The organism is Rickettsia bellii RML369-C, from assembly GCF_000012385.1.
GTDB lineage: Bacteria > Pseudomonadota > Alphaproteobacteria > Rickettsiales > Rickettsiaceae > Rickettsia > Rickettsia bellii.
In genome coordinates this window covers 734,872-755,812 of record NC_007940.1, presented here as the reverse complement: position 1 = coordinate 755,812, position 20,941 = coordinate 734,872, and the positions used below count along the sequence as shown (strand labels likewise).

Here is a 20,941-nt window from a genome sequence, read left to right as displayed (position 1 = left end):
CTTAAAGCTCAGGTAATGCAAGTATTCGCCAATAGTGAAGATTTTCATTATACAGAAATCGGTTCTGTATCAGTAACATTTTGAGGCTTATTATAACATTAATAAAGCTTAAACATTCCAAAATCCGATTGTTCTATAATTATTATTATGGAAAATAACCATAATAAAAGTATTATATATAAAATAAAATGCTTAATGCCTTGGTACTAACTAGTGGGCAGATTGCTTTAGGACTTACCGAAATTTTTTGCTGAGAAAAAATTATTGGTGCATTCGATTGGATTCGAACCAACGACCTTTGCCTTCGGAGGGCAATACTCTATCCAGCTGAGCTACGAATGCATATTTATTTTTATACTGTAGTAATTAAGGTAAATCAATCTGATATTGTAGAGCTGCTTGTTCACCGTTATTTTTGATTTATTTTAGGAAGCAATACTGTATCCGCTCTGCCCTTACCTGTTTTTTTCTCATAAAATAGAATTCTGTAGAAGTAATTTGAGGGTATGAAATATAAAAAAAGGATAAGAGTTTTCAATCTTATCCTTTTTTTATTTTTTATGCGTTATTATTATTGGTAGCGGTAGTGGTTTTTAATTTATCTTTTCCAGCTAAACATTTTACTAGATTATTAACAGCCTGTTGCTCATCTGTACTTTGAATTTTCATGAAATTTCTTGAAACTTCAATACACATACGTTGATGTTGAGTATGCACAGGTTGTGGCTTATTTGCCTCTTCTAATCCTTCAAAGAAATAATCAATGTTTCTATCTAATGCTTCAGCAATTAATACAAGTCTTCCTACGGAAATTCTATTAATCGCTCTTTCGTATTTTTGTAATTGCTGATGGGTAACGTCAATTACCTCTGCAAGTTGTTGACGAGATAATCCTTTTGCTAGCCTTAAGGAATAGATTTTCTTTCCTATAAAACTATCGATTTTTTGTATTATATCATTTTTTCTAGCCATTCTCTTCTCCTTGGTTATTTTATATATTTATAATTATTTCAATATCATATACAACTAAATTGTAAAATAAAAAATATTCTTATTTAAAGACAAATTTAATTTATATATTAATATACTAGATTATTATATTAAATTTGTAATAGAAGTATTATATATAAAATAAAATGTGTTTTTTTTAGATTTAAATCTTTATAAGATTGTAACTTAATAAAAAAATAAAGTTCTGGGGTATTATAGAAAAATATAAAATAAATGCAATGATAAATTTAATTTCCTTTGCAATATTTCAAATATTTCTTTATACAAGTAACATTTTAACTAATTTTGGAAATTGATTTTAATGAAAAAAATATTTAATTGTCTTTATATTGCATTATTTAAAACAATAGAGCATGACGGAGTCGAACATTCCGGATATATGTCATTTATGGTACTTTTATCTATTTTTCCTTTTTTAGTATTTTTACTAGCTCTAACAAGCTTTTTAGGAGCTTCGGAACTTGGGCAAAATTTTATACAAATTTTTTTAGAAAGTATGCCAGAGCGAGCAACGGAATCGATCGAAAAAAGAATAAAAGAATTATTAAGTGTACCGCCGCAAAGTTTAATGAATCTTGCTGTTGTAGGTAGCGTTTGGACCGCTTCTTCCTTTGTAGAATGCCTAAGAACTATTTTAAATCGTGTATATGAGATTAAGTCCCCTCCCCCTTATATAAGAAGACGATTACTTAGTATTTTACAATTCCTTGTAATTAGTATTTTAATTACTTTCACTATGTTTCTTTTAGTGTTTATTCCAATAGTTTTCACAAAAATTCCAGTATTATTAGAAACTATAGAACAATATAAAAATATTTTAAATTTTATAAGATATGTTTTAATCTTAGTTTTACTATTTCTAGGAGCCTCCTCTTTATATTATATACTACCTAATGTAAAACTAAACTTTATAGATGTATTTCCAGGGGCTTTATTAACAGTAATATTATGGGTAATAAGCGGTTACTTACTTTCAACTTATATAGTTTACTATAACCAGCTAAATTTAATGTATGGATCTCTTGGTAGTATAATAGTTACACTAATATTTTTCTATATTATTAATATGATATTTATTTATGGTGCAGAATTTAATTATCTAATGAAGAATTATAACATAGTTAAGAAAAGAATTGATGAAAAGTAATCATATAATTAGAGTAACTTAAGCCTCTATTTCTGCTTTTAGTTTTTCTATTTTCTCTATATGTTTGTATGGTAAGCACAACCCCCCTACTCTACTCTGCGTTAGTATTAAGTAATTGGGCAAGATGGACATAAATATCTAATGTTTCAAGCTCATTTTTACTAAATTTATAAGGAGATTTTACATAAATAAGATTTTGGGTATCTTGCTTTTTGGCTTGGTCAGATAGCATATATACGTATAATCTATGTTCTTTTTTACTATTTGCATCTTCATCGCATAATATTTCATGCAGTGCTTCTATGTCTTTTTTAGCTTCTGATAGAAATTCGGTAGCAAGCTTTTCTAGTTTATCTTTAAATAAAAATCTTAGCTCTTCATCTTTCGCTAGATCTTTTCGTGAAATAACTCTTATATCATCTAATTTAAAATATATTTTAATATTTTCCAAAAAAGATTCAGCATAATTTTGAGGTTTTGGAGCCTTAAAGCTACTAGTTAAGTTATTATGAAGAAATTTTTTATCTAGATAAAGCTGAATTATATTTAAATTTTTTTCTTTTAAAGTTTTTTCATATTTTACTATTTTAGTAATAACAAATACGACTAGAAAGAGAAAAATGCTTATTAATAAGGGATATACAATATTTAATTGACCAAACATTCTAACTCATAAGTTTTAATTAATATGCATATAGTAGTAAAATTTATTTTAATTTCAACCTAAATTATTTGAATTACTGAATATATGATAATTAAAGAAAAAATTGATATAAAAGTGTAAGGTATAACTAACTGATGTTTAGTGACTCTTCGCGGGGTTTTACTACGCTCTAAATCCCTTACAATATTTGTTATAAACGGCTTATTGTATTTCTGCTCCAAATCTATTATTATTTTATCAAGGCTCTTTAAATAAGATACAGTATGTTTTAAATTTGATGCCCATGTAACAGCAAGTATTAAACCTATTAATGCTAAAATAATGAGTGAAAGTTTTGTAATATAATTAGTATTGCACTCGGCAACGTTCGTAGTGATTTTTTCAATAAATGGCATAGATGCAACAAGAGCCGCAAATAAAGAAATATAGTAATTATTTATCTCGTCACGTCTATCTTCTACATGCTGTTTATTAGCAATCGCTATTTCGTATAATTTCGTATCAGTTATAAAATCTGACATAATTTACAGCCCTATTTAAATATTACATATGTGCTATAATATGCGATTCTTCTTGACCGGTAAGCGGTACTTCTTGAGGTAAATGATCAATATAATCTAATAATTTATTTGTTCCATCTGCTACTAATTTGAAATTGTTATGATATTCTTTATTTGAAGATTGCTCAAACTTTTTAACCAATCTATTTATATCAACTACCTTTTTGACAGCCTCAGCTGGGTTATAACCTTTATCCTTTTCTAGCTTTTGAAGATAACTACTCCATTCTTTGCGATCTTCCGGAAGCTGTGTAATAAGCTTATAAAAATCTTCCATTTGCTTATTACAAATTTCATTAAATGATAAATTAATATTTGCTTTATATTTATCCACTCTTCGTACATCCCCGCCGGTAGCTACTACATTATCATTAACTTCTATCACATTGTTTGATAAAATAAGTAATGCTTTACAGGGAACATTTTTTGCTTTTTTTTCTAATTGAGCAATTTCTTTGCTTATTTCATTTGTAGGTATTAGCTCATAATTAAGTTTCGTTCTTTCATCTTTAAGCTCGCTAATCTTTGTATTATATTCTTTTAGCTCATCCGGTTGAATTTGTTCTATATCTTGAGCTAATTCTTCCGACAAAAAAAGTTTTTTAAATGCAGCAAGCCATGGACCGAAAGCTGTAGGCTCTAATAACTTAAATTTCTCTTGTAATTTCATATGAACCTGATATTTCCTTAAATTTATCATAAATTTATACCCCAATACATCCGTATGTTATATATAAAATCATTACTATTACCCTAATCACTAACTTCCTTTTATTAAGTTGCATAAATATCCTAATAATGCATTTATTCCCACCCTTATCGGCTCAAAATATTTATTATATTCTTTATTTACAGGTTTCCCAAATTTTTTAATTAGTTTGGGTTTTTTAAGGACAGCTTGAAAAAATTGAATTTTTGATTGTAACTTCATATAGATCTACGTATTAATTTATTTTTGCACTTAAATATCTTATTAAACTAATTAAAAATTTAATAGCTTATTTAAAGCTATAATAGCAAATATTTTCCTTAGCTTCTATTTGTCGCAACCTTTTTATCATATGTATTAAAAAACCTTTACTTTTATTGCAGTTTACACTCCACTACATCCGTAGTTATATTGCCCTAATAAATATGCTTCTATTTCTTGAATGCTTTCTTTTATTTGGCTGTAATGTCCTGAGTATTTTAGTTCTTCAATTAGCTGATTTTTATCACTAATATTTTTAAAAAACTCAATATTTTTTTCTTCCTTTGCAAAATAATCTTTAAATTCTCTATGATCCTTAGGAAGCTTTATTAGAAAGTCTAAAAATTCTTTACTTAACCTCATACCTAACTCCCTATTTATTTGAGGTTTTGTTGTATATAATAAAAGTTGTCATTGCGAGAAGAAACTGAAAGTTTCGACGAAGCAATCTCAGGAAGTTTCGCAAGATTGCAGCAAAGCTTTGCTCCTCGCAATGACGGGAAAATAATCCACGCAATAATACCGCCACGGGGTGACATTGAACAATACCATTTACTTATGATGCATTCATTATATAATTAAGCTGAAAATAATCAAACTATATTTTCTACTAATAGTTAATAATCATGTAAAATTTTAGCTTAACGCAATAATTGAAAAAGTTTACTTAAGGTATTAAAATAATTTGACTATTTCAGAAAAAATTCATAACATTTATTAATAAACTCAATCTTAACAATAATATAAAATATGAAAACAGCCTTTATCTTTCCAGGTCAAGGGTCGCAAGCCATTGGCATGGGCAATGATTTTTACGATAATTTTAAATCCGCAAAAGAAACATTCCAAACAATCGATGAAGCACTAAACCGAAAACTTACTGATATAATTTTTAATTCTACTTCGGAAGAATTAACATTAACTACTAATGCACAGCCAGCATTAATGGCTGTATCTATGGCGATAATAAATACCATAAAAGCCGAGACTAATAAAAATATAGTTCAGCTTTGTGATTATGTTGCTGGTCATTCCTTAGGTGAATACTCTGCTCTATGTGCTGCTGAAAGTATTAGCATTGAGACGGCAGCGAAATTACTGCATACACGCAGCAGCTCCATGCAAGAAGCCTGCCCTGCTAATTTTGGTGCTATGGCTGCTTGTATCGGTATATCCATCGATAAGCTTGAGAAAATAGTTAAAGAAAGCAAATGCGAAATAGCAAATGATAATATCGAAGGACAGATTGTAATTAGCGGTAAAGTGGAAGCTGTTGATCACGCTATTAACCTTATTAAAGAAGCAGGCTATAAAGCAATAAAGCTAAAGGTAAGTGCTCCGTTTCACTGTAGTTTAATGAAGCCGGCAGAGGAGAAAATGCGAATAGCACTTGATAATAGCGTAATTACCAAACCGCTAATACCAGTAATTCAAAATTATACTGCAAAGCCTGTGTTAGAACCTCTAGAAATCAAGCAAAATCTAGTTTTACAAATATGCGGACGAGTTAGATGGCGTGAAACTTTAGAGCTATTTAACGATCTAAATATCACCCATATAGTAGAAATAGGAGCAGGAAATGTGCTAACAAATATGCTTGGAAAAATCAACTATCCATTTAAATTGAGTAATATAAGTAACGTAGAAGAGATGAAACTATTTCTACAAGCTTATGAAACTGCAAATTAGGTTTTTTGCTAATTTATATAATTTTTTAATAGAAGATTATCCTCTGCAACCGAATAAAGAAAATATAATAAAATTATCAAAATCTTTATTTAAGAATTCAGCAGAGGTTAATTTTCTGTTACAAAATATTCACATATTAGATTTACCATACTGTGAGCCAAACAGGGTAGAAGCTATTAAGGATATATTAAAATTATATATATTAAAATCTGATAAATTAAATATTAATATACCTAAATTTAAATACAAAATAAGATATGATAAATTTTTAAAACAACACGTAACTGAAAAAATTTTACAACCACCAATTAAAGAATTAGATACATCATATGTTTTATTTAGAAATTATAGCCCTCAAGAATTAACAATCCTTAGAGAAAAAGGTAATAATTTATTATTTTTTAATTCTAAATTATGCGAAGTTATTAAATTACTAAATTTTATAAATCAATTTTTTGTTGTTGATCATAGTAAGGTAAGTTATTGTATACTAGATATTGCTAGTAGATTTTATGATGAAGAAGATTTAAAAATTTTTTTAGATAGTGAAATTGATATAGAATTAAATTATATAGGTATAATAACTAATCACGAATGTAAAAATCTTGATAGTTTTATAAATTCAAAACAAGTAGCTTATAATAGATTTTTAATTTTATATCATGAAGCATTTAAAAGTTTTGATAAAAAAGAATTAACTATATTATTCAAAGCTTGTAGTAATAATAATAATTTAGTGAAATCTTTAATTTTATGCCCTAACTCTCTTACTTTAGAACAATGTATCAAGAATATTGAAAATTATATTGAATTACATCAAACATTAATTAAAGCACCTAATTATCAAAAGTTTTTGATTTTGTACAAAAATTTATTTAATAATAACCTTACTTTAAATCAATCTGATTTATTGTTGAATGCTTGCAATAATAAAGATTTAGTGAAATCTTTAATCTCCGATCGCATCCCTTTTACTTTTGAAGAAAGATTTAATATTGTAACCAAAATAATAAATAAATATGAGCATGATCTGAAGCTAATTCCACGTCTAATCATACAGCTTTTAAACTTATTAGCTTATGAAAAAGTTAAACCTAGTATAAAAAAAATGGATATAGATTCATTAATAGACAGTTTAGCCAAATATGATAATATATCTATTAATTGGTGTTATCCTGATGGAATCCCTTTTGAAGCCAGTAAATATTGCAAATTATTAGGACAAGACCTTTATGCTTAAAAAAATATACAAATGAAAAAATAACTCTGGAAATTCTTTCAATTAGCTGATATAAAATAGTTCTGCATAAATGGAGAGATGGCCGAGTGGCCGAAGGCGGCGGTTTGCTAAACCGTTATACGGGTCATACCGTATCGAGGGTTCGAATCCCTCTCTCTCCGCCAACTTAACTATTTATTGTAATGCTCAGTATATTTGTCTAGCAAAGCTCTAATCATTTTTTGATAAGGAACATGCAAATGAGCTGCCTCTGATTTAAAAAATTCTATACTTTCTTTACTTAATGAGATAGTTATTTTTACTGAATCATCTTTTAATAATAGCTCTTTAGGGGAAGGCAAAAAATCTTGTACTATTTTTACTGTACCTATTTCCCCATCAGTATATTTTATTTTCTTGCTCATAAATTTTCTTACCTTTACGCCAATATCCTGCTCCAAAAATTCTTATACGATGATTTCGAAACATAAAACGGACTGTTAAAATATTATCTTCAATTTTACCTAAACAAAAATATCTTTTTTCTATAATACTATGATCTATGTCTTCAAGTATTATCCTATTAATATCTAAAAATGCTTTTTGAGCTTCATAAAAGTTTACATTATGCTTTTGGATATTAATTTTATTTTTTTCTTCATCCCACTCAAAAGAAGAATGCATTTTTAACCTATAATTATTAATTTAATAATACTTTGTTTTATATTAAATGTCCATATATTTATATGGTTAATAAGCCATATTTCCAAATTAATAGCTTTTATAAATTAAAACATAACAAGGCTTAAGAGTTAGGCTAGTCTATATTCGAAAGGTTCGCATAACATCCTACGCTCTCCGCTACATAGGACAGCCCTCTATTTTTTGCATTTTATCAAACGGAAAAGCCAGAGAGTAATCAAGTTTTCCGCCCTTCAATTGCAGGTTCGCAAATACAAAATTTAAAAATCCTCTTTTTTCCTGAATTGTCGAACCTTTAAAAATTTCATATACATTTGTCGTTATATTTATGAAGTCTAAGAGCTTTTTAAAAAGCTTATCATCTATCCGAGGATTAAAGCAGCAAGCAAATAGTTTAAGAAACGGTGATATAAGGCGAGTAGCTTGCTCCACCCTTTAAATTTTATGCTGCTTGTAAATTTTGTTGCATAATAGAATTTATTGTAGGAAAAGATAGTTTTCTCATAAAAGATGCTTTTTTTATTGCTTATAAAACTTTTAGTAGATGAGTTGATTTTAAAAATCGTTGAAAATATTATAAATTTAAATATTTTCTGTTTGTAAATTGCCTGATATCTCAATTTCAGTTTTAGGAAATTTTGCATTATATAATCTATCTATAAATAAGATACCATCTAAATGATCAAGCTCATGCTGTAAACATCTTGAAAACCACAAATCATAATCTGAATTATTACCATTACATGTTAATTCTTTTGAATTACCTTCTAAATCAATATAGCTAATACTTATATTTTTAGGTCTTTCCACATCTCCTATAATAAAAGCTATCCCATCTTCTTTCCTTATAGAAAGGCAATCTTCATTTAAAATAACTTTTTCTTCTGACAAATAATTTACTTCAGGATTTATTATAAAAAAAGGTTCTCTTTTAATTTGATCATTTTCTTCTTTAGGTATATCAACTATTAAAGCTCTTATAGGTTTCCCTACTTGAATTGCTGATATTCCTATACCTTCTTCATTATACATAGTTTCTAACATTGATTTCATAAAGTCTTTCATTTGACTATCGATTATAGTAACAGGCAGTGATTTTATTCTAAGCAAAGAGTTAGGTGTTTTTATTATTTTTAAAATGGGCATGATAGACCTTAGGTAACAATACATTGGTACAATATATATTATTTCAATAATTGTGTCCAACAGAAAACCTTATAATAAAGTCATTGCTTATTTATATTCTGTAGTTTAGTTTACTTGAACCAATAAGAAAAAAACTTATGAATCAGTTAATAACATTTCTAGAAGAAAAAGGCTTTATCGATGAAGCAACTAGTTTAAGGAATGGTGCAACTGAATTTAAACTTAGTTATATATGGGATGAAAGTGTGATAGAAATTGCCAAAATTCTTAGAACTGATAATACTTTAACACACTTTGAACTTGAAGAAAGTTTAGTAGAACACACTGGAGTCGAAGCGATTATTTGGGCTTTACAAATGAATTATACTATTACCAATTGTACAATTTTCTTAGCTGATAACTACGTAGAAATAGTAGGTGGGGAATATGCATATGAGAAACGTATGTATGAAGATGTAGACCAAATTGAGCCGCTTATAAAGCGTAATAAAGAATATGTAAAGAAATTATCATTATTTATAAATAGTCTTTTTTCTAATGATAATATACCTTTTAGTATTAAAAACTTTATGGTCTTAAACTTCTATTCTATAGCTGATAAACATACGATAACTTAAATAAGTCCATATTATAAAACTAAATATTTGAAATATTGAAACTATAAAATTTTGATGGATAATTTCTTCACTAGTAAAACCAAAATTATTTTTCATAATATTACCACAGTGAAAATAGATAATATAAAAGCACACAGGCCATGCACACTGTAGTAAAAATACAGCTAATGAAGTGCTATTATTAACTTTTTCTTTCCATACTGCACTATTTTCTAACTGCTTTTTTGTAACTTCAGCTTTTTCTAAGGCTTGCTCTAACTTCTTTTTTAATTGACGTTTTGCGTCAATGAATTCAGGAGTTTCTCTCAAGTGGGTTCTAGCAACAGCACCCACTATAGCAATAACTGCTCCTCCCCAAAAAGCTATACGCCAATTGAGACAATACTTTGTTGAATAATAAGCGATAGCTAAAGCGGCAAAACTACCAAAAGCTGTAAAAATTGAAATTATAGCTACTGCTGTGTATTGTATAGGGGGTGAAGTTATTTCAGTTATATAAAGTTCAGAACCAATTATTTCGCCCATGCATGACATACCTTGTACAATTCGACAAATTGTAATAACCCAAGCCACTGCTACTCCTATTTGAGCATAAGTAGGAAAAGTAGCCATTACAACGCAAGATAAAGACATCATAGCTGTAGTTATAATTACAGTAGTTTTACGACCAATATTATCTCCTATCCAACCAAATATTATAGCTCCAACAGGTCTTAGTAAATAAGTTGAGCAAAAAGCAGCAGCAAAATAATTCATTTAAAAGTACAGCCATATGTACATATAGCATTAGGTCAAAATATTCTAGAAATGTACCGATAGATAGTAAGCCTATGGCTTCTTTTTGATTACGTGTTAAGCTTCTTTGCTCTTTTGCATAGCCTAGCATAAAATTCTTTATAAAAAATTAAATTGTAAATAGCTTATACCTTTTTATATAAAAGTCAATAGAATTTTTACTGTAGGTTAAAAAAATAATTAAAAGAAGATGAGGCTATACGTAATATATTAAAAAAACTCTAAAATATTAACTTGTTATGTCATTCCTAGCTAAAAGCGGGAATCCAGCATGAAGCGAGATACCTAAGCTTTTAATTTTAAAAACTTGCTGCTTTTATGTTTGTTTTTCTGGATGCCGCAGGTACAAGCAACTAGATGACTACCTTAGGGCGTTTTTCGATCTACGCAACAATGCCACCACGGGATGACAATAAAAAAACTGGATTCTGCCGTTGCTGGGAATGACATCAGAGCCATACGACATATGACAAGCCACGGTATTGCCCTCACCAAAAAGCTATTTTCTACCTTTATACCACAAGAAATATAAAGGAATGCCGGCTATAGTAAAAGCACTAGCTATGATTAATGTTTTAATAGGTGTTTCATAAATAACCCATGCACAAAAAACAATTGATATTATGGCAATCAATAAATAATAATAAGAGAAATTTTTCTTTGAACTAAGAATTAATTTTAAAAATGCTAAGCTACAAATTAAGTAAACGAATAAAAACGCTATTGCCGAGAAATCTATTATTTTGGTAATCTGCTCAGCAAAATTATCATTCGCTGTAAATACTAATAACGGCACAATACCAAGGCAACTTACAATAATCCCCCATACCGGTGCATTATTACTATTTTTCTTAGCAAAAAATTTCGGTAATAAACCATCTTCAGCAAGCCCTAAAGCAATCTGCCCACTAGTTAGTACCCAGGCATTAAGCGTGCCAATGCAAATAATAGAAGCAATAACGGAAATCACACTAGACCATTTACCGCCAAATAATAAAGCTGCGGCATCAGTATAAGGTGCTTTAGAAATAATAAGATCAGATGCTGGAATTAAACCCATTATACCTATACTATTAATAAGATATAGCACGGCAATGCAGAAAGTTCCGAGCATTATAGCCCTTGGGATAGTCTTAGAAGGATTTTTTATCGAGCCTGCCGTAGTTGTTGCACACTCTACCCCGATAAACCCCCAGAAAGTAAGCAGTGCTACCCTACCCATAATAGCCGGAACGCTTAAATTCTCTACTTCCTCAGCAATAGCTATATTATCTATGTTAAAATGCGATAACGCACATACTCCCACTATTAATAAAGGTACGAATTTTAATAATGTTAAATAAAACTCTGCTTTGCCTGCCACTTCAGGACCTTTTAAATTTAAAATCATGATGGCAGCTAGTAATATTATCTGTAATATTAAATCTAATATTGCTTGTGATTTGAAGAAAGGAGTTAGATAACCTATAGCAGAGATTACAACTATACTAGTGCTAATAAATGATATAACCCAGTAAGTCCAGCCAACAAAAAAGGCGGCTTTTTCGCCAAAGCTTTCACGGATATAAACATGCGGACCCCCTGTCTTAGGAAACTTTGCACATAGATATGAAAATACAAGTGCAATGCTCATAGCACCAAATAGCGATAGCACCCACCCCCATATGCTATATATACCGTAAGGTGCTAAACTCAAAGGAAGTATAAAAACACTAGTACCGATCTGGCTACCGGTTACTAATGCAAAAACTGCCCAAAAACCTAATTTTTGTGACATAGTATAAAGATATTAAAAAAAGAAAATTATACCTATAAAAACGATTTTATGCAACTTATTTAAAGTATTATTATTAACATACAAATTGGCATAGTATGTTTGGTAACTATAATATTAGTAGATGAAATAATTGGCAGATGAAGCTACTACCAGTTAAAAACCGATAGCAGCTGATATTTTTTAGGCTTGATCTGTAGGAAATTCAGAAGATACGCCTATTACAGGCATATCAGTTATTTCTTGATCTAATACAGGAGCATCGTATCCTTTGAAATCTGTATTTTCAACAAAGGATTTTTGTTGATTGAGATCCATGTTATGAAACTCACTTAACGAAACTAATTTTTTTATTAATATAGCTTCTATAATTAACTTTTGCTCAGATGTAGGAAATTTTGTTTCGATTGAATATTTAACATTTGAGGTATACTGAATCAAAAACTTTTGTTGTTCTGATTCCATAGCAACTAATTCAGGTATAGAAATCCCTATTTCTTTTAAATATTTTATATTATAGGCGTTTTGAATAAAGAATTTTTGCTCTTCAGTATCTTTACTAAGTAATGTTTCTAAAGAAATTCCTAACTCTGTTAAGAGTTTTATATTGTTACCATATTGAATAAAGAACTTTTGTTCTTCAGTATCTTTACTAAGTAATGTTTCTAAAGAAATCCCTAATTCTACTAGGGTTTTTACATTATAGCCATATTGAATAAAAAACTTTTGTTCTTCAGTATCCTTACTAAATAACCTTTCTAAAGTAAATCCTAATCCTACTAAGCTTTTTAGCCCATAGAAATTATTACATAATGTTGAGATTAAATCATCATTTTGCTCTATAAATTGTTTAGCAGTTACACCTAAATTAATTAATGCTATTTCCTTTTCATTTAAATCACGATTAATTTTTTTACTGATGATAATTTGCTGTAATCGTTTATTATTTGTTTCTATTTCTTCGAAAGTAGAATATTTATTAGTAGAAATTTTAGAAGAAATTTCCTTGATAGAATTTCTAAAATCCTTAAGGTTTTCAACTGATATTTCATTTTCATGGTTATCATCTTGGGGTTCAGTAATTATTTCTATGTCTTGCTTTATTTCTCCTAAATTTATTTTTTTATTTCGGTAATTATTACAAGTCTCAACAAATATTTTAAATATTTTTTTATTTCGTTCTAATTCTATTTCACTTTGTTCAGATAATATTTCTGGATGGAACTGAAAAGTTTTAATTGGGGCTCCAAACTCTGATTCAGTTGCCACTATTTCATTTTCTATCATTGCAACTGGATTTATAAAGTTTAAATTACCAATTTTTTTTACTATTTGTTTATGAGAAGCCCAAAATTTTTGAGGTGGTAGATGGGCTGATTCTAAATCTTCAACAATAGATGAATTTTTAGTAATACGGGCTAATTCTAAATCTTTATCAATCCTAACTTTTGAATAATCTAGCTCATCAACATTAGCTAATTTACCTCCAAAATATACATTTATAAGTTGATGCCCACCGCATATTCCTGTTATTGGTATACCTTTTTGTATAGCAACATCTATCAATATACTTTCTGCTATCGAGCGTTCTTTATCAGTTTCACCAAAATTTTCTTTACTATCAAATAATTCAGGATAAACTGCTACTTCATTACCAGGAATTATCAGACCATCAACGTTCTGAAGCATTTCTTTTGCTTTTCCAGCTTCTAAAATCTTTTCTATAGATTGAGTTTTAGTATTTAATGGCACAATCTTTCTATAATCTATATATATAGCATTCCCGTCTTGTTCCATTATACGTTCTTTGGCTTCCTCTGCTGTACCCCCTCCTACTTCTGGATTATAACTTAAAGCAATAGTAGGTTTAGTATTATTAGAAGAATCTGGTTTTTGCTCGTCTTGAAAACTCCATAATATAGTGTCAGAATTTGTATAATTTACTGTTTCTAAATATCCTTTAATTTCCTCTATATTTGAAAAATAAGTTGCTAGTCGTTTAGCTAATACTGCTTCATCTAAATTGTACATTTTAGAAAGTAACTTAGTATATGGCAGTATTTCCTCGTATAAGCTTTGATCTATGTCCTTTGAAGGTAGAGGTTCCTTATTAAATAATTTTTTTATTTGAGATATTTCATGCGAATTACATATTTTAGGAAGTAACTCATTAATGTGTGGTAGTATTTCCTCGTATAATTTTTCATCTATATTATCTAAAGGTAGAGATCTATCCTTTAATGCTGCTTTTATTTCAGGGGCTTCAGACAATTCATATATTTTAGGGAGTAAATAATTAATGCAATCTAACCTTGCTTCGTGCAAGTGTTCATCTATATTACCTGTGAATTTGGCTCTGTGGTCATTTATTGTTTCAGCTACTTTACTTAAGTTTATTTCATTGAAATTATCTTGTAGTAATTTCTTTAGTTGCTTTCGGTTTTCTTCATTATATTCTGTATCATCTAATAACTGGTTATATGCTAATAAAATTTTAAGGTTTTCTGTACTTATTGTTAAAGTACTTAAATCAGTAGTAGTTAGTAATTTATAAATTTGTTCTATATTCTCAAATGTAACCAGCATTTTTAATTCTCTATTTTAATTCAATTGTTATCACTAAATATGATAATTACCATAAAATATGGTAATTATTGAAAAAAGTCAAGGATGCAGGTTAATTATTTTTAATAACCTTAGATGGTAATTATTAGCAATTATTAATAATTTATGTGGGGATATTTATTATGATTAGATATAGAATAATTAATAATTTAATTATTCTATAATAATACTACCTATAACTCCTCTATAGTAAGTATTAGGGTCATACATAGATTCACTATAAATAGCAGGAAGTGTAAATATTCCTTTATTGACGGCTTTAATTTTATATTGATAAGTCATTTCATGGTTAGGAATAGTGCCAAAAATCATTATTCTATCATTGCGACGATTTGTATATATCGGTCTCCAAATCATTGCCTGTTTATCAAGTTCTAAAATATTTATATTATTATCTGGTAAAAGCTCAAAGCCTGCTGGTAATAAATCAAGGATCACCATATTATTTAAGGCATTAGTACTATTAGAACGCATAGTAATTTTTACTGTGACATTATCACCTAATTTTACTTTATTTATTTCTTTATTATTCTCATCCAGATATTTTTTAGTTATCTCTATACCTTTTACAATCTCTTTATTTTCTTTTAAAATTTTATCATATCCTGAAGTTAAAAGCTGATAGAAAAAGCCATTATTTGTTGAAGTTAAATTAACTTCTTTAGCTTCATTTATTAGGAAATTAGCTTGCATTATTTTGTTATTTTCTAAAACAACTTCTTGGTTAGAATAATTTACTTTAATAGTATTTTCATCTGCGTTATTTATTTTATTAGCATAGGTAATACTTGCCATAATTGCGTAGCTTGCTGATAGAGTGCTGTAATTATCTTTAGCAAAATTTGCTATATCCTCTACAACTTTCTGATCAAAGCTTTTTAGTCTTTCAGGGAAATGTAAAGAGATCAGATATAAATACTCACTATATTTTATTAGCGGACTATAATATAGATAATCTGTTTTTAATATTGTAGATTTATCTAACGTAAACTTATCTAATAATTTATCTGCTTCTTCATTCATTTGTAGCATTTTATAGCTAGCAGCTAAATAAACGGCGGTTAAATCATTATGCCATTTATCTTGTTGATATTCTTCTAAATATTTTAAAATATTTGCGATATAGCTTGTGGTAATCACATTATTTCTAGTTAAAATATAGACTGCATATGCTTTTTCTCTAGCTTCATTTAAGGAACTAATAGACCTATTTGCCATATTTTCTAAATAATATATACCTTGATTGAATGTATCGCTAGGAACGGCTAAATATTTACTAGCTGCTTCGGTTAAAAAATGCATAGCATAAACAGAAATGAATGGATCAGAACTATCACTAACATTATTCCAATATTTAAACCCACCATCATAATTTTGACGTTCTGATAGCATTTGAAAAGCTTTAGATAATGACTCATCCATTTTCTTACGATCTGTTTGGAGTATGGTAACTAGATTTTGCTGATCATATAGTAAAACATTAGCAAAATTTTGGCTTATTAATTGCTCAGTGCAGCCATAAGGATAATTATTTAAGAAATCTCTAAAACCAGAAATAATAGCAAGCGGTGATTTAGAAGCAGAAATTTGTAATTTAGCAAATTCCGGATATAAATCTCTTGCGATTTTTAGAGTAATGTTATTACCAGCTGCAAAGCCAGTATCAACTGTTGTAACATTAGGCATAGGCGGACGTACACTAGTTGTTGCGGTAATTTCAGAGCTATGTACTACAGCCAAAGAGATAATATCAGGTTTAAGGTGATTTATAGAAGCTGTAACCTTGAAGTCAGCCGAACCAAGCTTATCTGTTGCTTTTAATTTAACATTAATAGTAGCTTCTTTATTTTCATCAATCTGTATTTCATTAGGATATTCTAGGATTTTAAGCCCGTTACTTGTCTCAATATTTACAAAAACTTGAGCATTTCCTGAATCTTTTAAATTATTAAATATTGTTACCGGTACTGTGAACTCATCATCTGGAGCTACAAATAAAGGTAAGTTTGGAGTAATAATAATATCTGATTGTACTAAAACATCAGATTTGAAAGCTCCAGCAGCTTCAAGACTTGCTGATACTGCCATAACTCTTAAAGTGCCGTTAAAGTAGCTTGGAATATTAAATGTAATTTCTCTTTTATCAGGAGCTGCATCTAAAATTCCTGACCAGAATACTACAGGGGGCTGATCTTTTCTTTTAAATGGGTTAAGGTTTCTGCTAATATCCATAGCATAATCACCTGCAGGTGCTGCCATAGCTTTCATTAAAAATGAGCTTTCTGGCAATATTAAATCCATAATTTGTGATGTAGTTACCTCAAGGGCTCTATTACCTATGAAATAATTAAGCGGATCAGGTGTTTGATAACCAGCAAATGATAATATTCCCTCATCAATAGCAAATATTACAATTTTACCTGGGTTTGTGGTGCTATAATTAATAGTTAGTTTCTCACCTGATTTTATCTTTGTAGGAAGTGCTAGTTCAATTTCTTGATTATGTTTATGTACATCAGAGGTGAAAGGTACTACTGCATAACTAAATGGCGACATAAAGATTTCTTTAGCGTCTAGATCCCTAACGAATTGTACGTTTACATATCCTTTGCCTTCAAATTCATTAGGTATTTTGATTTCCTGAATAGTGTTATTTTCATCCGTTTTAAACCAAGTAAAATTATGCATCTTATCAGTTTCAATAGTAATTAACCCGTATCCTGTATAAGGAGTAATAATATTTAAAAGAATCGTATCACCAGCTTCATAAGAATCTTGATCAAGCTTAACTGTTAAATTAGCCTTTTCAGTTAGGTTAGCCGTAACATTGCCCTCACCTATTACCGAAAACTCACTTTGAGCGAATATAGTTCCATCTTTATCTGTTAAATAAATAACGTAATCGCCTGCTTCTTTAGTAGGTATATTATAAACAAAGCCGTCTTCTACTGTAATATCGATTTTATCAGAAGATATATTCGTCTCAATAGGAACTGATTTATAGGAATAATTACCCCCACCATCAGCCACTAAATTATTTACATGATTAATTTTCTTTAAAGTAAGACTCAAGTCAGGAACTGCTACTTTATCTGCTTTATTTGATATAGCAATGAACTCTATTTTTGGAGTAGTTCCTCTTTTGAGATATTTTAAATCACTATCGCTTTTGAAGCCTATTATATAATCTAGCGGTGAAACTATGATTGATTTATTTGCATTTACACTTCTTCCTGAATCAGGCTCAAATCCATCTACTGAAAGTGTCAAATTAAAAGTAGCATTATAATATTTTTCAAGATTCAGTGCAAAACTAGCATCCCCTTTAGAATCGGTAGTAATATCGCCTAAGCGTTCGCTAAAAAATTCTTTATTTTCTTTACTGCTGTAAAATTTATAATCTTTAAAAGCAGGCACAAAGAATTGTGTTGGTCTAATATCGATATAGCCGCTAACTTTTCTATTTTCTGCCGGCGTACCATAAAGATTTATAAGATTAACATTTGCTTTAAGGTTTTTAGGATTTGTCCATAATTCATCCTTTAAGTTATTGAAGTTTATGTTTATTTTCATACGATCAGGCTGAAAATCTTCAACTCTTAAACTTATACTATTGAGATAACTATTATCCCCCTTATCGCTTACTAAATATAGACTTACATTATATGTACCACTTAAAGACTCGTCATATGTATTAAATAAATATTCGGTAAATCCGTCTGGATTTAATGTTATCTTACCTTTATCTATTATCTGCCCACGAGGATTAGTTACCTCTACAGCTAGAGGTAGCCCATCAAATTTTCCTTGCCAATCATTTTGCTTTAGGATAATACCTATATGTCCATGTTCTCCTGGTCTATAAATTCCACGATCAGAAAATAGATAAGCCTTTAGTCCTTGATCGGAACTAACTACTCCTGATACGTCAAAACGAGAATAATTAACTTGGCGATCCACTCTTCCATAAGGCATAAATGAGAAATCATCGCTTGTGGTTAATATGTAAGCTACAGGCGTTTTTTCTTTACTAGAATCTTTAACGTTAGATAAAACGGCATGCCCGTTGCTATCTGTCTCTTGACTTTCTATTACCTCACCGTTAAGACCTATAATATCAACTTTAACACCGCTTGCTGGTTTACCATTACTAATATATGAAACGAATATATTATGTGTTCCATCTTTATCGGTTTTCACTATTAGACCAAGATCAGTTACTAGAATTAACCTTTTATCTTGAGAAATTATATTACCTTGATTATCTTTAGCAAAAACTTTTGTCAAAAATAAACCTTTAGAATAACTGTCTTTAGCTTCTAGATTAAAATATTTACTAAAATCTAAATCAGTATAATAAGGTAGATTTAAATTTTCAGAGTTAATTATTACCTCTTCTTGAAACACCTCTGAAATATTATATTCATTGAAAGAATATTCATTTATGAAAGTTGGGTTTCCAAAACTATTATATCTATTTGTCTGACTAATTAAGTGATTTATTTCTTGTTGATTAATTTTATCGATCTCTAAATATAATTTATCTATCCCAAGAGAATAAACAGGCAGTACTTTTTCACCTGATAATGAGAGAATAGAGCCGTCAGACATTAATTTAACTTCTCTAAGATTTTCAGGTATTTGCACTATTTGAGCATAATCGCTACCAAGCATCAAACCTCCTGATGCCTTAATCCCGCTATTTACCTTAACAAGTAGAGATCTTGCAGAAATAGTATTGACCTTGAAACTATGCATGGTACTAACTTCGGGCACAGATGGTAGCAGCTCAAAATTTACTTTCTCACTAGATTTAAGAATATCATCGGTTATTTCTTTTGGGCTTTGCCATCTATAATCTTTTTTATTTGTTACTCCTAAAAAAGCTGGCTTATCTTTTGGTAGTAAAAACAGCTCTAAATGTTTTTTGAGTTCTTCACCTAAAATAGGTGTGTTTGTATTAATTACAATTACCTGCTGAGGCTTTAATTTTTCATCTTTGACAATTGTAGCAATAACATTAGTCACTTTTGAATATGATGATAAGCTAGGAATTAATACCTGCTCTTTATAAGAATATTTTATGCTATTTGATGGTTTATTATTTTGTAAATCAACATTTTTATGAGCGAAATCCACACCACCATATAATGGCTTAACGCCATCTTTTAACTCAATAGATACTATATCTTCCTTATCAGTAAGGGCTTCTATATTAGCAATAACAGTAGCTTCAGTTTTATTTTGGTTGAAAGTAATAGAAAAAGGTAGTTTTTCTTTCGTTGAAATTTTTGTAAGCTCAATTCTTTCTTCCAGAGTTTTAGAGTCTATAGGATAATTAAAAATTATTCTGGCTTGAACAAATCTTTTTGAAATATCGATATTATCTTGTAGATAATTCATCCCTTTAATAGTAGGAAGTAACGGCAAAGTTGTGAAGTTTATGATATTGCTTTTAAAATCGATAAAACTTGGGAAGAAATCTTTAGTATTAACAATAACTTTATAAGTTTGATTAGCAAGAAAGTTGCTTTCAGGTATAAAGCTTATATTATACCATGAGTTAAATCGCCATTCCCCTTTAATTTCAGGGGTAATCGTTAAAAACTCATTTATTTTTTGTCCCTCAACTCCTGTATTTCTTTGTGGCTTGGCACACCAATCTTTAATTCTAGTATCGCATAAACTAATATTTAAAGAATTCTGACCGGCAAGCAAATTTTCATTATCAAGCTTAAAATATAATGGTATTTTTTCATTAAAACTTGCTGCAATCACCTGAAAATTTATTAAATATAACAAAATGGTAAATGTAAATTTACAAAAAATATTTTTCATATTTGTAGTTTATGATTTATAGTTAATTCAATTATATATAAATAAAATTCATTAAAGCAATGAATAAGGATATTTTTTTATTATTTAGGCAACAATACTTACTATAAAACTAAAATTATTAATTCTTATACCACACTTCCTAGCATATTTAATATTCAGTAACTTAAAAGTTACGATTTATTAA

At 29.0% G+C, this 20,941-nt stretch carries 16 protein-coding genes and 2 tRNA genes; 5 read left to right on the top strand and 13 right to left on the bottom strand.

The features are described 5' to 3' along the window. Positions 1 to 265 precede the first annotated feature (265 nt). Together RBE_RS03545 and RBE_RS03540 are read right to left on the bottom strand one after the other, a co-directional pair. A tRNA-Arg gene (locus RBE_RS03545) sits at positions 266 to 342 on the bottom strand. A 216-nt stretch (positions 343 to 558) separates the two neighbouring features. Then, the gene (locus tag RBE_RS03540; protein ID WP_011477345.1) at positions 559 to 972 is read right to left on the bottom strand and encodes a helix-turn-helix domain-containing protein; all 414 of its coding nucleotides are present in this window, start codon (positions 970 to 972) and stop codon (positions 559 to 561) included. A 340-nt stretch (positions 973 to 1,312) separates the two neighbouring features. Between RBE_RS03540 and RBE_RS03535 the strand changes: the two genes are divergently transcribed. Further along, positions 1,313 to 2,158, top strand: a complete 846-nt coding sequence (locus RBE_RS03535; protein WP_011477344.1) for a YihY/virulence factor BrkB family protein — start codon at positions 1,313 to 1,315, stop codon at positions 2,156 to 2,158. A 91-nt stretch (positions 2,159 to 2,249) separates the two neighbouring features. On the opposite strand, the gene RBE_RS08900 is transcribed toward RBE_RS03535, so the two are convergent. From RBE_RS08900 to RBE_RS03515, 4 genes are all read right to left on the bottom strand, one after another. Then, positions 2,250 to 2,822, bottom strand: a complete 573-nt coding sequence (locus tag RBE_RS08900; RefSeq protein WP_011477343.1) for a hypothetical protein — start codon at positions 2,820 to 2,822, stop codon at positions 2,250 to 2,252. 59 nt (positions 2,823 to 2,881) lie between these two features. Beyond that, a complete protein-coding gene (locus RBE_RS03525; protein WP_011477342.1) occupies positions 2,882 to 3,343 on the bottom strand; it encodes a RipA family octameric membrane protein in 462 nt (153 codons plus the stop codon). A gap of 22 nt (positions 3,344 to 3,365) precedes the next feature. Beyond that, a complete protein-coding gene (locus RBE_RS03520; protein ID WP_011477341.1) occupies positions 3,366 to 4,082 on the bottom strand; it encodes a hypothetical protein in 717 nt (238 codons plus the stop codon). A 393-nt stretch (positions 4,083 to 4,475) separates the two neighbouring features. After that, a complete protein-coding gene (locus RBE_RS03515) occupies positions 4,476 to 4,715 on the bottom strand; it encodes a hypothetical protein (protein WP_012151883.1) in 240 nt (79 codons plus the stop codon). 387 nt (positions 4,716 to 5,102) lie between these two features. Between RBE_RS03515 and fabD the strand changes: the two genes are divergently transcribed. From fabD to RBE_RS03500, 3 genes are all read left to right on the top strand, one after another. Next, positions 5,103 to 6,041 (top strand): ACP S-malonyltransferase, encoded by a 939-nt coding sequence (fabD, locus tag RBE_RS03510; protein WP_011477340.1) that lies wholly within the window; start codon positions 5,103 to 5,105, stop codon positions 6,039 to 6,041. Further along, positions 6,025 to 7,281: a hypothetical protein gene (locus RBE_RS03505; protein WP_011477339.1), complete on the top strand. Its 1,257-nt coding sequence runs from the start codon at positions 6,025 to 6,027 to the stop codon at positions 7,279 to 7,281. The genes fabD and RBE_RS03505 overlap by 17 nt, the downstream gene beginning before the upstream one ends. 72 nt (positions 7,282 to 7,353) lie before the next feature. Then, positions 7,354 to 7,445 (top strand) — tRNA-Ser (locus RBE_RS03500). A 6-nt stretch (positions 7,446 to 7,451) separates the two neighbouring features. Here the strand turns inward: RBE_RS03500 and RBE_RS03495 are convergent. The 3 genes from RBE_RS03495 to def form a co-directional block, all read right to left on the bottom strand. Next, positions 7,452 to 7,685, bottom strand: coding sequence for a BrnA antitoxin family protein (locus RBE_RS03495; RefSeq protein WP_012151886.1), 234 nt, complete (start codon positions 7,683 to 7,685; stop codon positions 7,452 to 7,454). Beyond that, on the bottom strand, positions 7,660 to 7,944 hold the full coding sequence (locus tag RBE_RS03490; RefSeq protein ID WP_011477337.1) for a BrnT family toxin: 285 nt from the start codon (positions 7,942 to 7,944) through the stop codon (positions 7,660 to 7,662). The genes RBE_RS03495 and RBE_RS03490 overlap by 26 nt, the downstream gene beginning before the upstream one ends. Positions 7,945 to 8,544: 600 nt before the next feature. Then, on the bottom strand, positions 8,545 to 9,108 hold the full coding sequence (def, locus tag RBE_RS03480) for a peptide deformylase (RefSeq protein WP_041804661.1): 564 nt from the start codon (positions 9,106 to 9,108) through the stop codon (positions 8,545 to 8,547). Positions 9,109 to 9,245: 137 nt separating this feature from the next. On the opposite strand from def, the gene RBE_RS03475 reads away from it, so the two are divergent. After that, positions 9,246 to 9,725 (top strand): hypothetical protein, encoded by a 480-nt coding sequence (locus RBE_RS03475; RefSeq protein ID WP_011477334.1) that lies wholly within the window; start codon positions 9,246 to 9,248, stop codon positions 9,723 to 9,725. On the opposite strand, the gene RBE_RS03470 is transcribed toward RBE_RS03475, so the two are convergent. From RBE_RS03470 to RBE_RS03455, 4 genes are all read right to left on the bottom strand, one after another. Next, the gene (locus RBE_RS03470; protein WP_011477333.1) at positions 9,684 to 10,481 is read right to left on the bottom strand and encodes an MFS transporter; all 798 of its coding nucleotides are present in this window, start codon (positions 10,479 to 10,481) and stop codon (positions 9,684 to 9,686) included. The genes RBE_RS03475 and RBE_RS03470 overlap by 42 nt on opposite strands. Positions 10,482 to 11,019: 538 nt before the next feature. Beyond that, positions 11,020 to 12,297, bottom strand: coding sequence for an APC family permease (locus RBE_RS03465; RefSeq protein WP_011477332.1), 1,278 nt, complete (start codon positions 12,295 to 12,297; stop codon positions 11,020 to 11,022). Between the two features lie 180 nt (positions 12,298 to 12,477). Then, positions 12,478 to 14,880 (bottom strand): gamma-glutamyl-gamma-aminobutyrate hydrolase family protein, encoded by a 2,403-nt coding sequence (locus RBE_RS07550; protein ID WP_011477331.1) that lies wholly within the window; start codon positions 14,878 to 14,880, stop codon positions 12,478 to 12,480. Positions 14,881 to 15,072: 192 nt separating this feature from the next. Further along, positions 15,073 to 20,757 carry an alpha-2-macroglobulin family protein gene (locus RBE_RS03455; protein WP_011477330.1) on the bottom strand — a complete coding sequence of 1,895 codons (5,685 nt, stop codon included), beginning with the start codon at positions 20,755 to 20,757 and terminating at the stop codon, positions 15,073 to 15,075. Between the last annotated feature and the right edge of the window lie 184 nt (positions 20,758 to 20,941).

What these genes read in the sequence shown, in the direction of transcription:
- RBE_RS03540 (WP_011477345.1), bottom strand. Translation starts at nt 972, where the DNA reads ATGGCTAGAAAAAATGATATAATACAAAAAATCGATAGTTTTATAGGA.
- RBE_RS03535 (WP_011477344.1), top strand. Translation starts at nt 1,313, where the DNA reads ATGAAAAAAATATTTAATTGTCTTTATATTGCATTATTTAAAACAATA.
- RBE_RS08900 (WP_011477343.1), bottom strand. Translation starts at nt 2,822, where the DNA reads ATGTTTGGTCAATTAAATATTGTATATCCCTTATTAATAAGCATTTTT.
- RBE_RS03525 (WP_011477342.1), bottom strand. Translation starts at nt 3,343, where the DNA reads ATGTCAGATTTTATAACTGATACGAAATTATACGAAATAGCGATTGCT.
- RBE_RS03520 (WP_011477341.1), bottom strand. Translation starts at nt 4,082, where the DNA reads ATGATAAATTTAAGGAAATATCAGGTTCATATGAAATTACAAGAGAAA.
- RBE_RS03515 (WP_012151883.1), bottom strand. Translation starts at nt 4,715, where the DNA reads ATGAGGTTAAGTAAAGAATTTTTAGACTTTCTAATAAAGCTTCCTAAG.
- fabD (WP_011477340.1), top strand. Translation starts at nt 5,103, where the DNA reads ATGAAAACAGCCTTTATCTTTCCAGGTCAAGGGTCGCAAGCCATTGGC.
- RBE_RS03505 (WP_011477339.1), top strand. Translation starts at nt 6,025, where the DNA reads ATGAAACTGCAAATTAGGTTTTTTGCTAATTTATATAATTTTTTAATA.
- RBE_RS03495 (WP_012151886.1), bottom strand. Translation starts at nt 7,685, where the DNA reads ATGAGCAAGAAAATAAAATATACTGATGGGGAAATAGGTACAGTAAAA.
- RBE_RS03490 (WP_011477337.1), bottom strand. Translation starts at nt 7,944, where the DNA reads ATGCATTCTTCTTTTGAGTGGGATGAAGAAAAAAATAAAATTAATATC.
- def (WP_041804661.1), bottom strand. Translation starts at nt 9,108, where the DNA reads ATGCCCATTTTAAAAATAATAAAAACACCTAACTCTTTGCTTAGAATA.
- RBE_RS03475 (WP_011477334.1), top strand. Translation starts at nt 9,246, where the DNA reads ATGAATCAGTTAATAACATTTCTAGAAGAAAAAGGCTTTATCGATGAA.
- RBE_RS03470 (WP_011477333.1), bottom strand. Translation starts at nt 10,481, where the DNA reads ATGAATTATTTTGCTGCTGCTTTTTGCTCAACTTATTTACTAAGACCT.
- RBE_RS03465 (WP_011477332.1), bottom strand. Translation starts at nt 12,297, where the DNA reads ATGTCACAAAAATTAGGTTTTTGGGCAGTTTTTGCATTAGTAACCGGT.
- RBE_RS07550 (WP_011477331.1), bottom strand. Translation starts at nt 14,880, where the DNA reads ATGCTGGTTACATTTGAGAATATAGAACAAATTTATAAATTACTAACT.
- RBE_RS03455 (WP_011477330.1), bottom strand. Translation starts at nt 20,757, where the DNA reads ATGAAAAATATTTTTTGTAAATTTACATTTACCATTTTGTTATATTTA.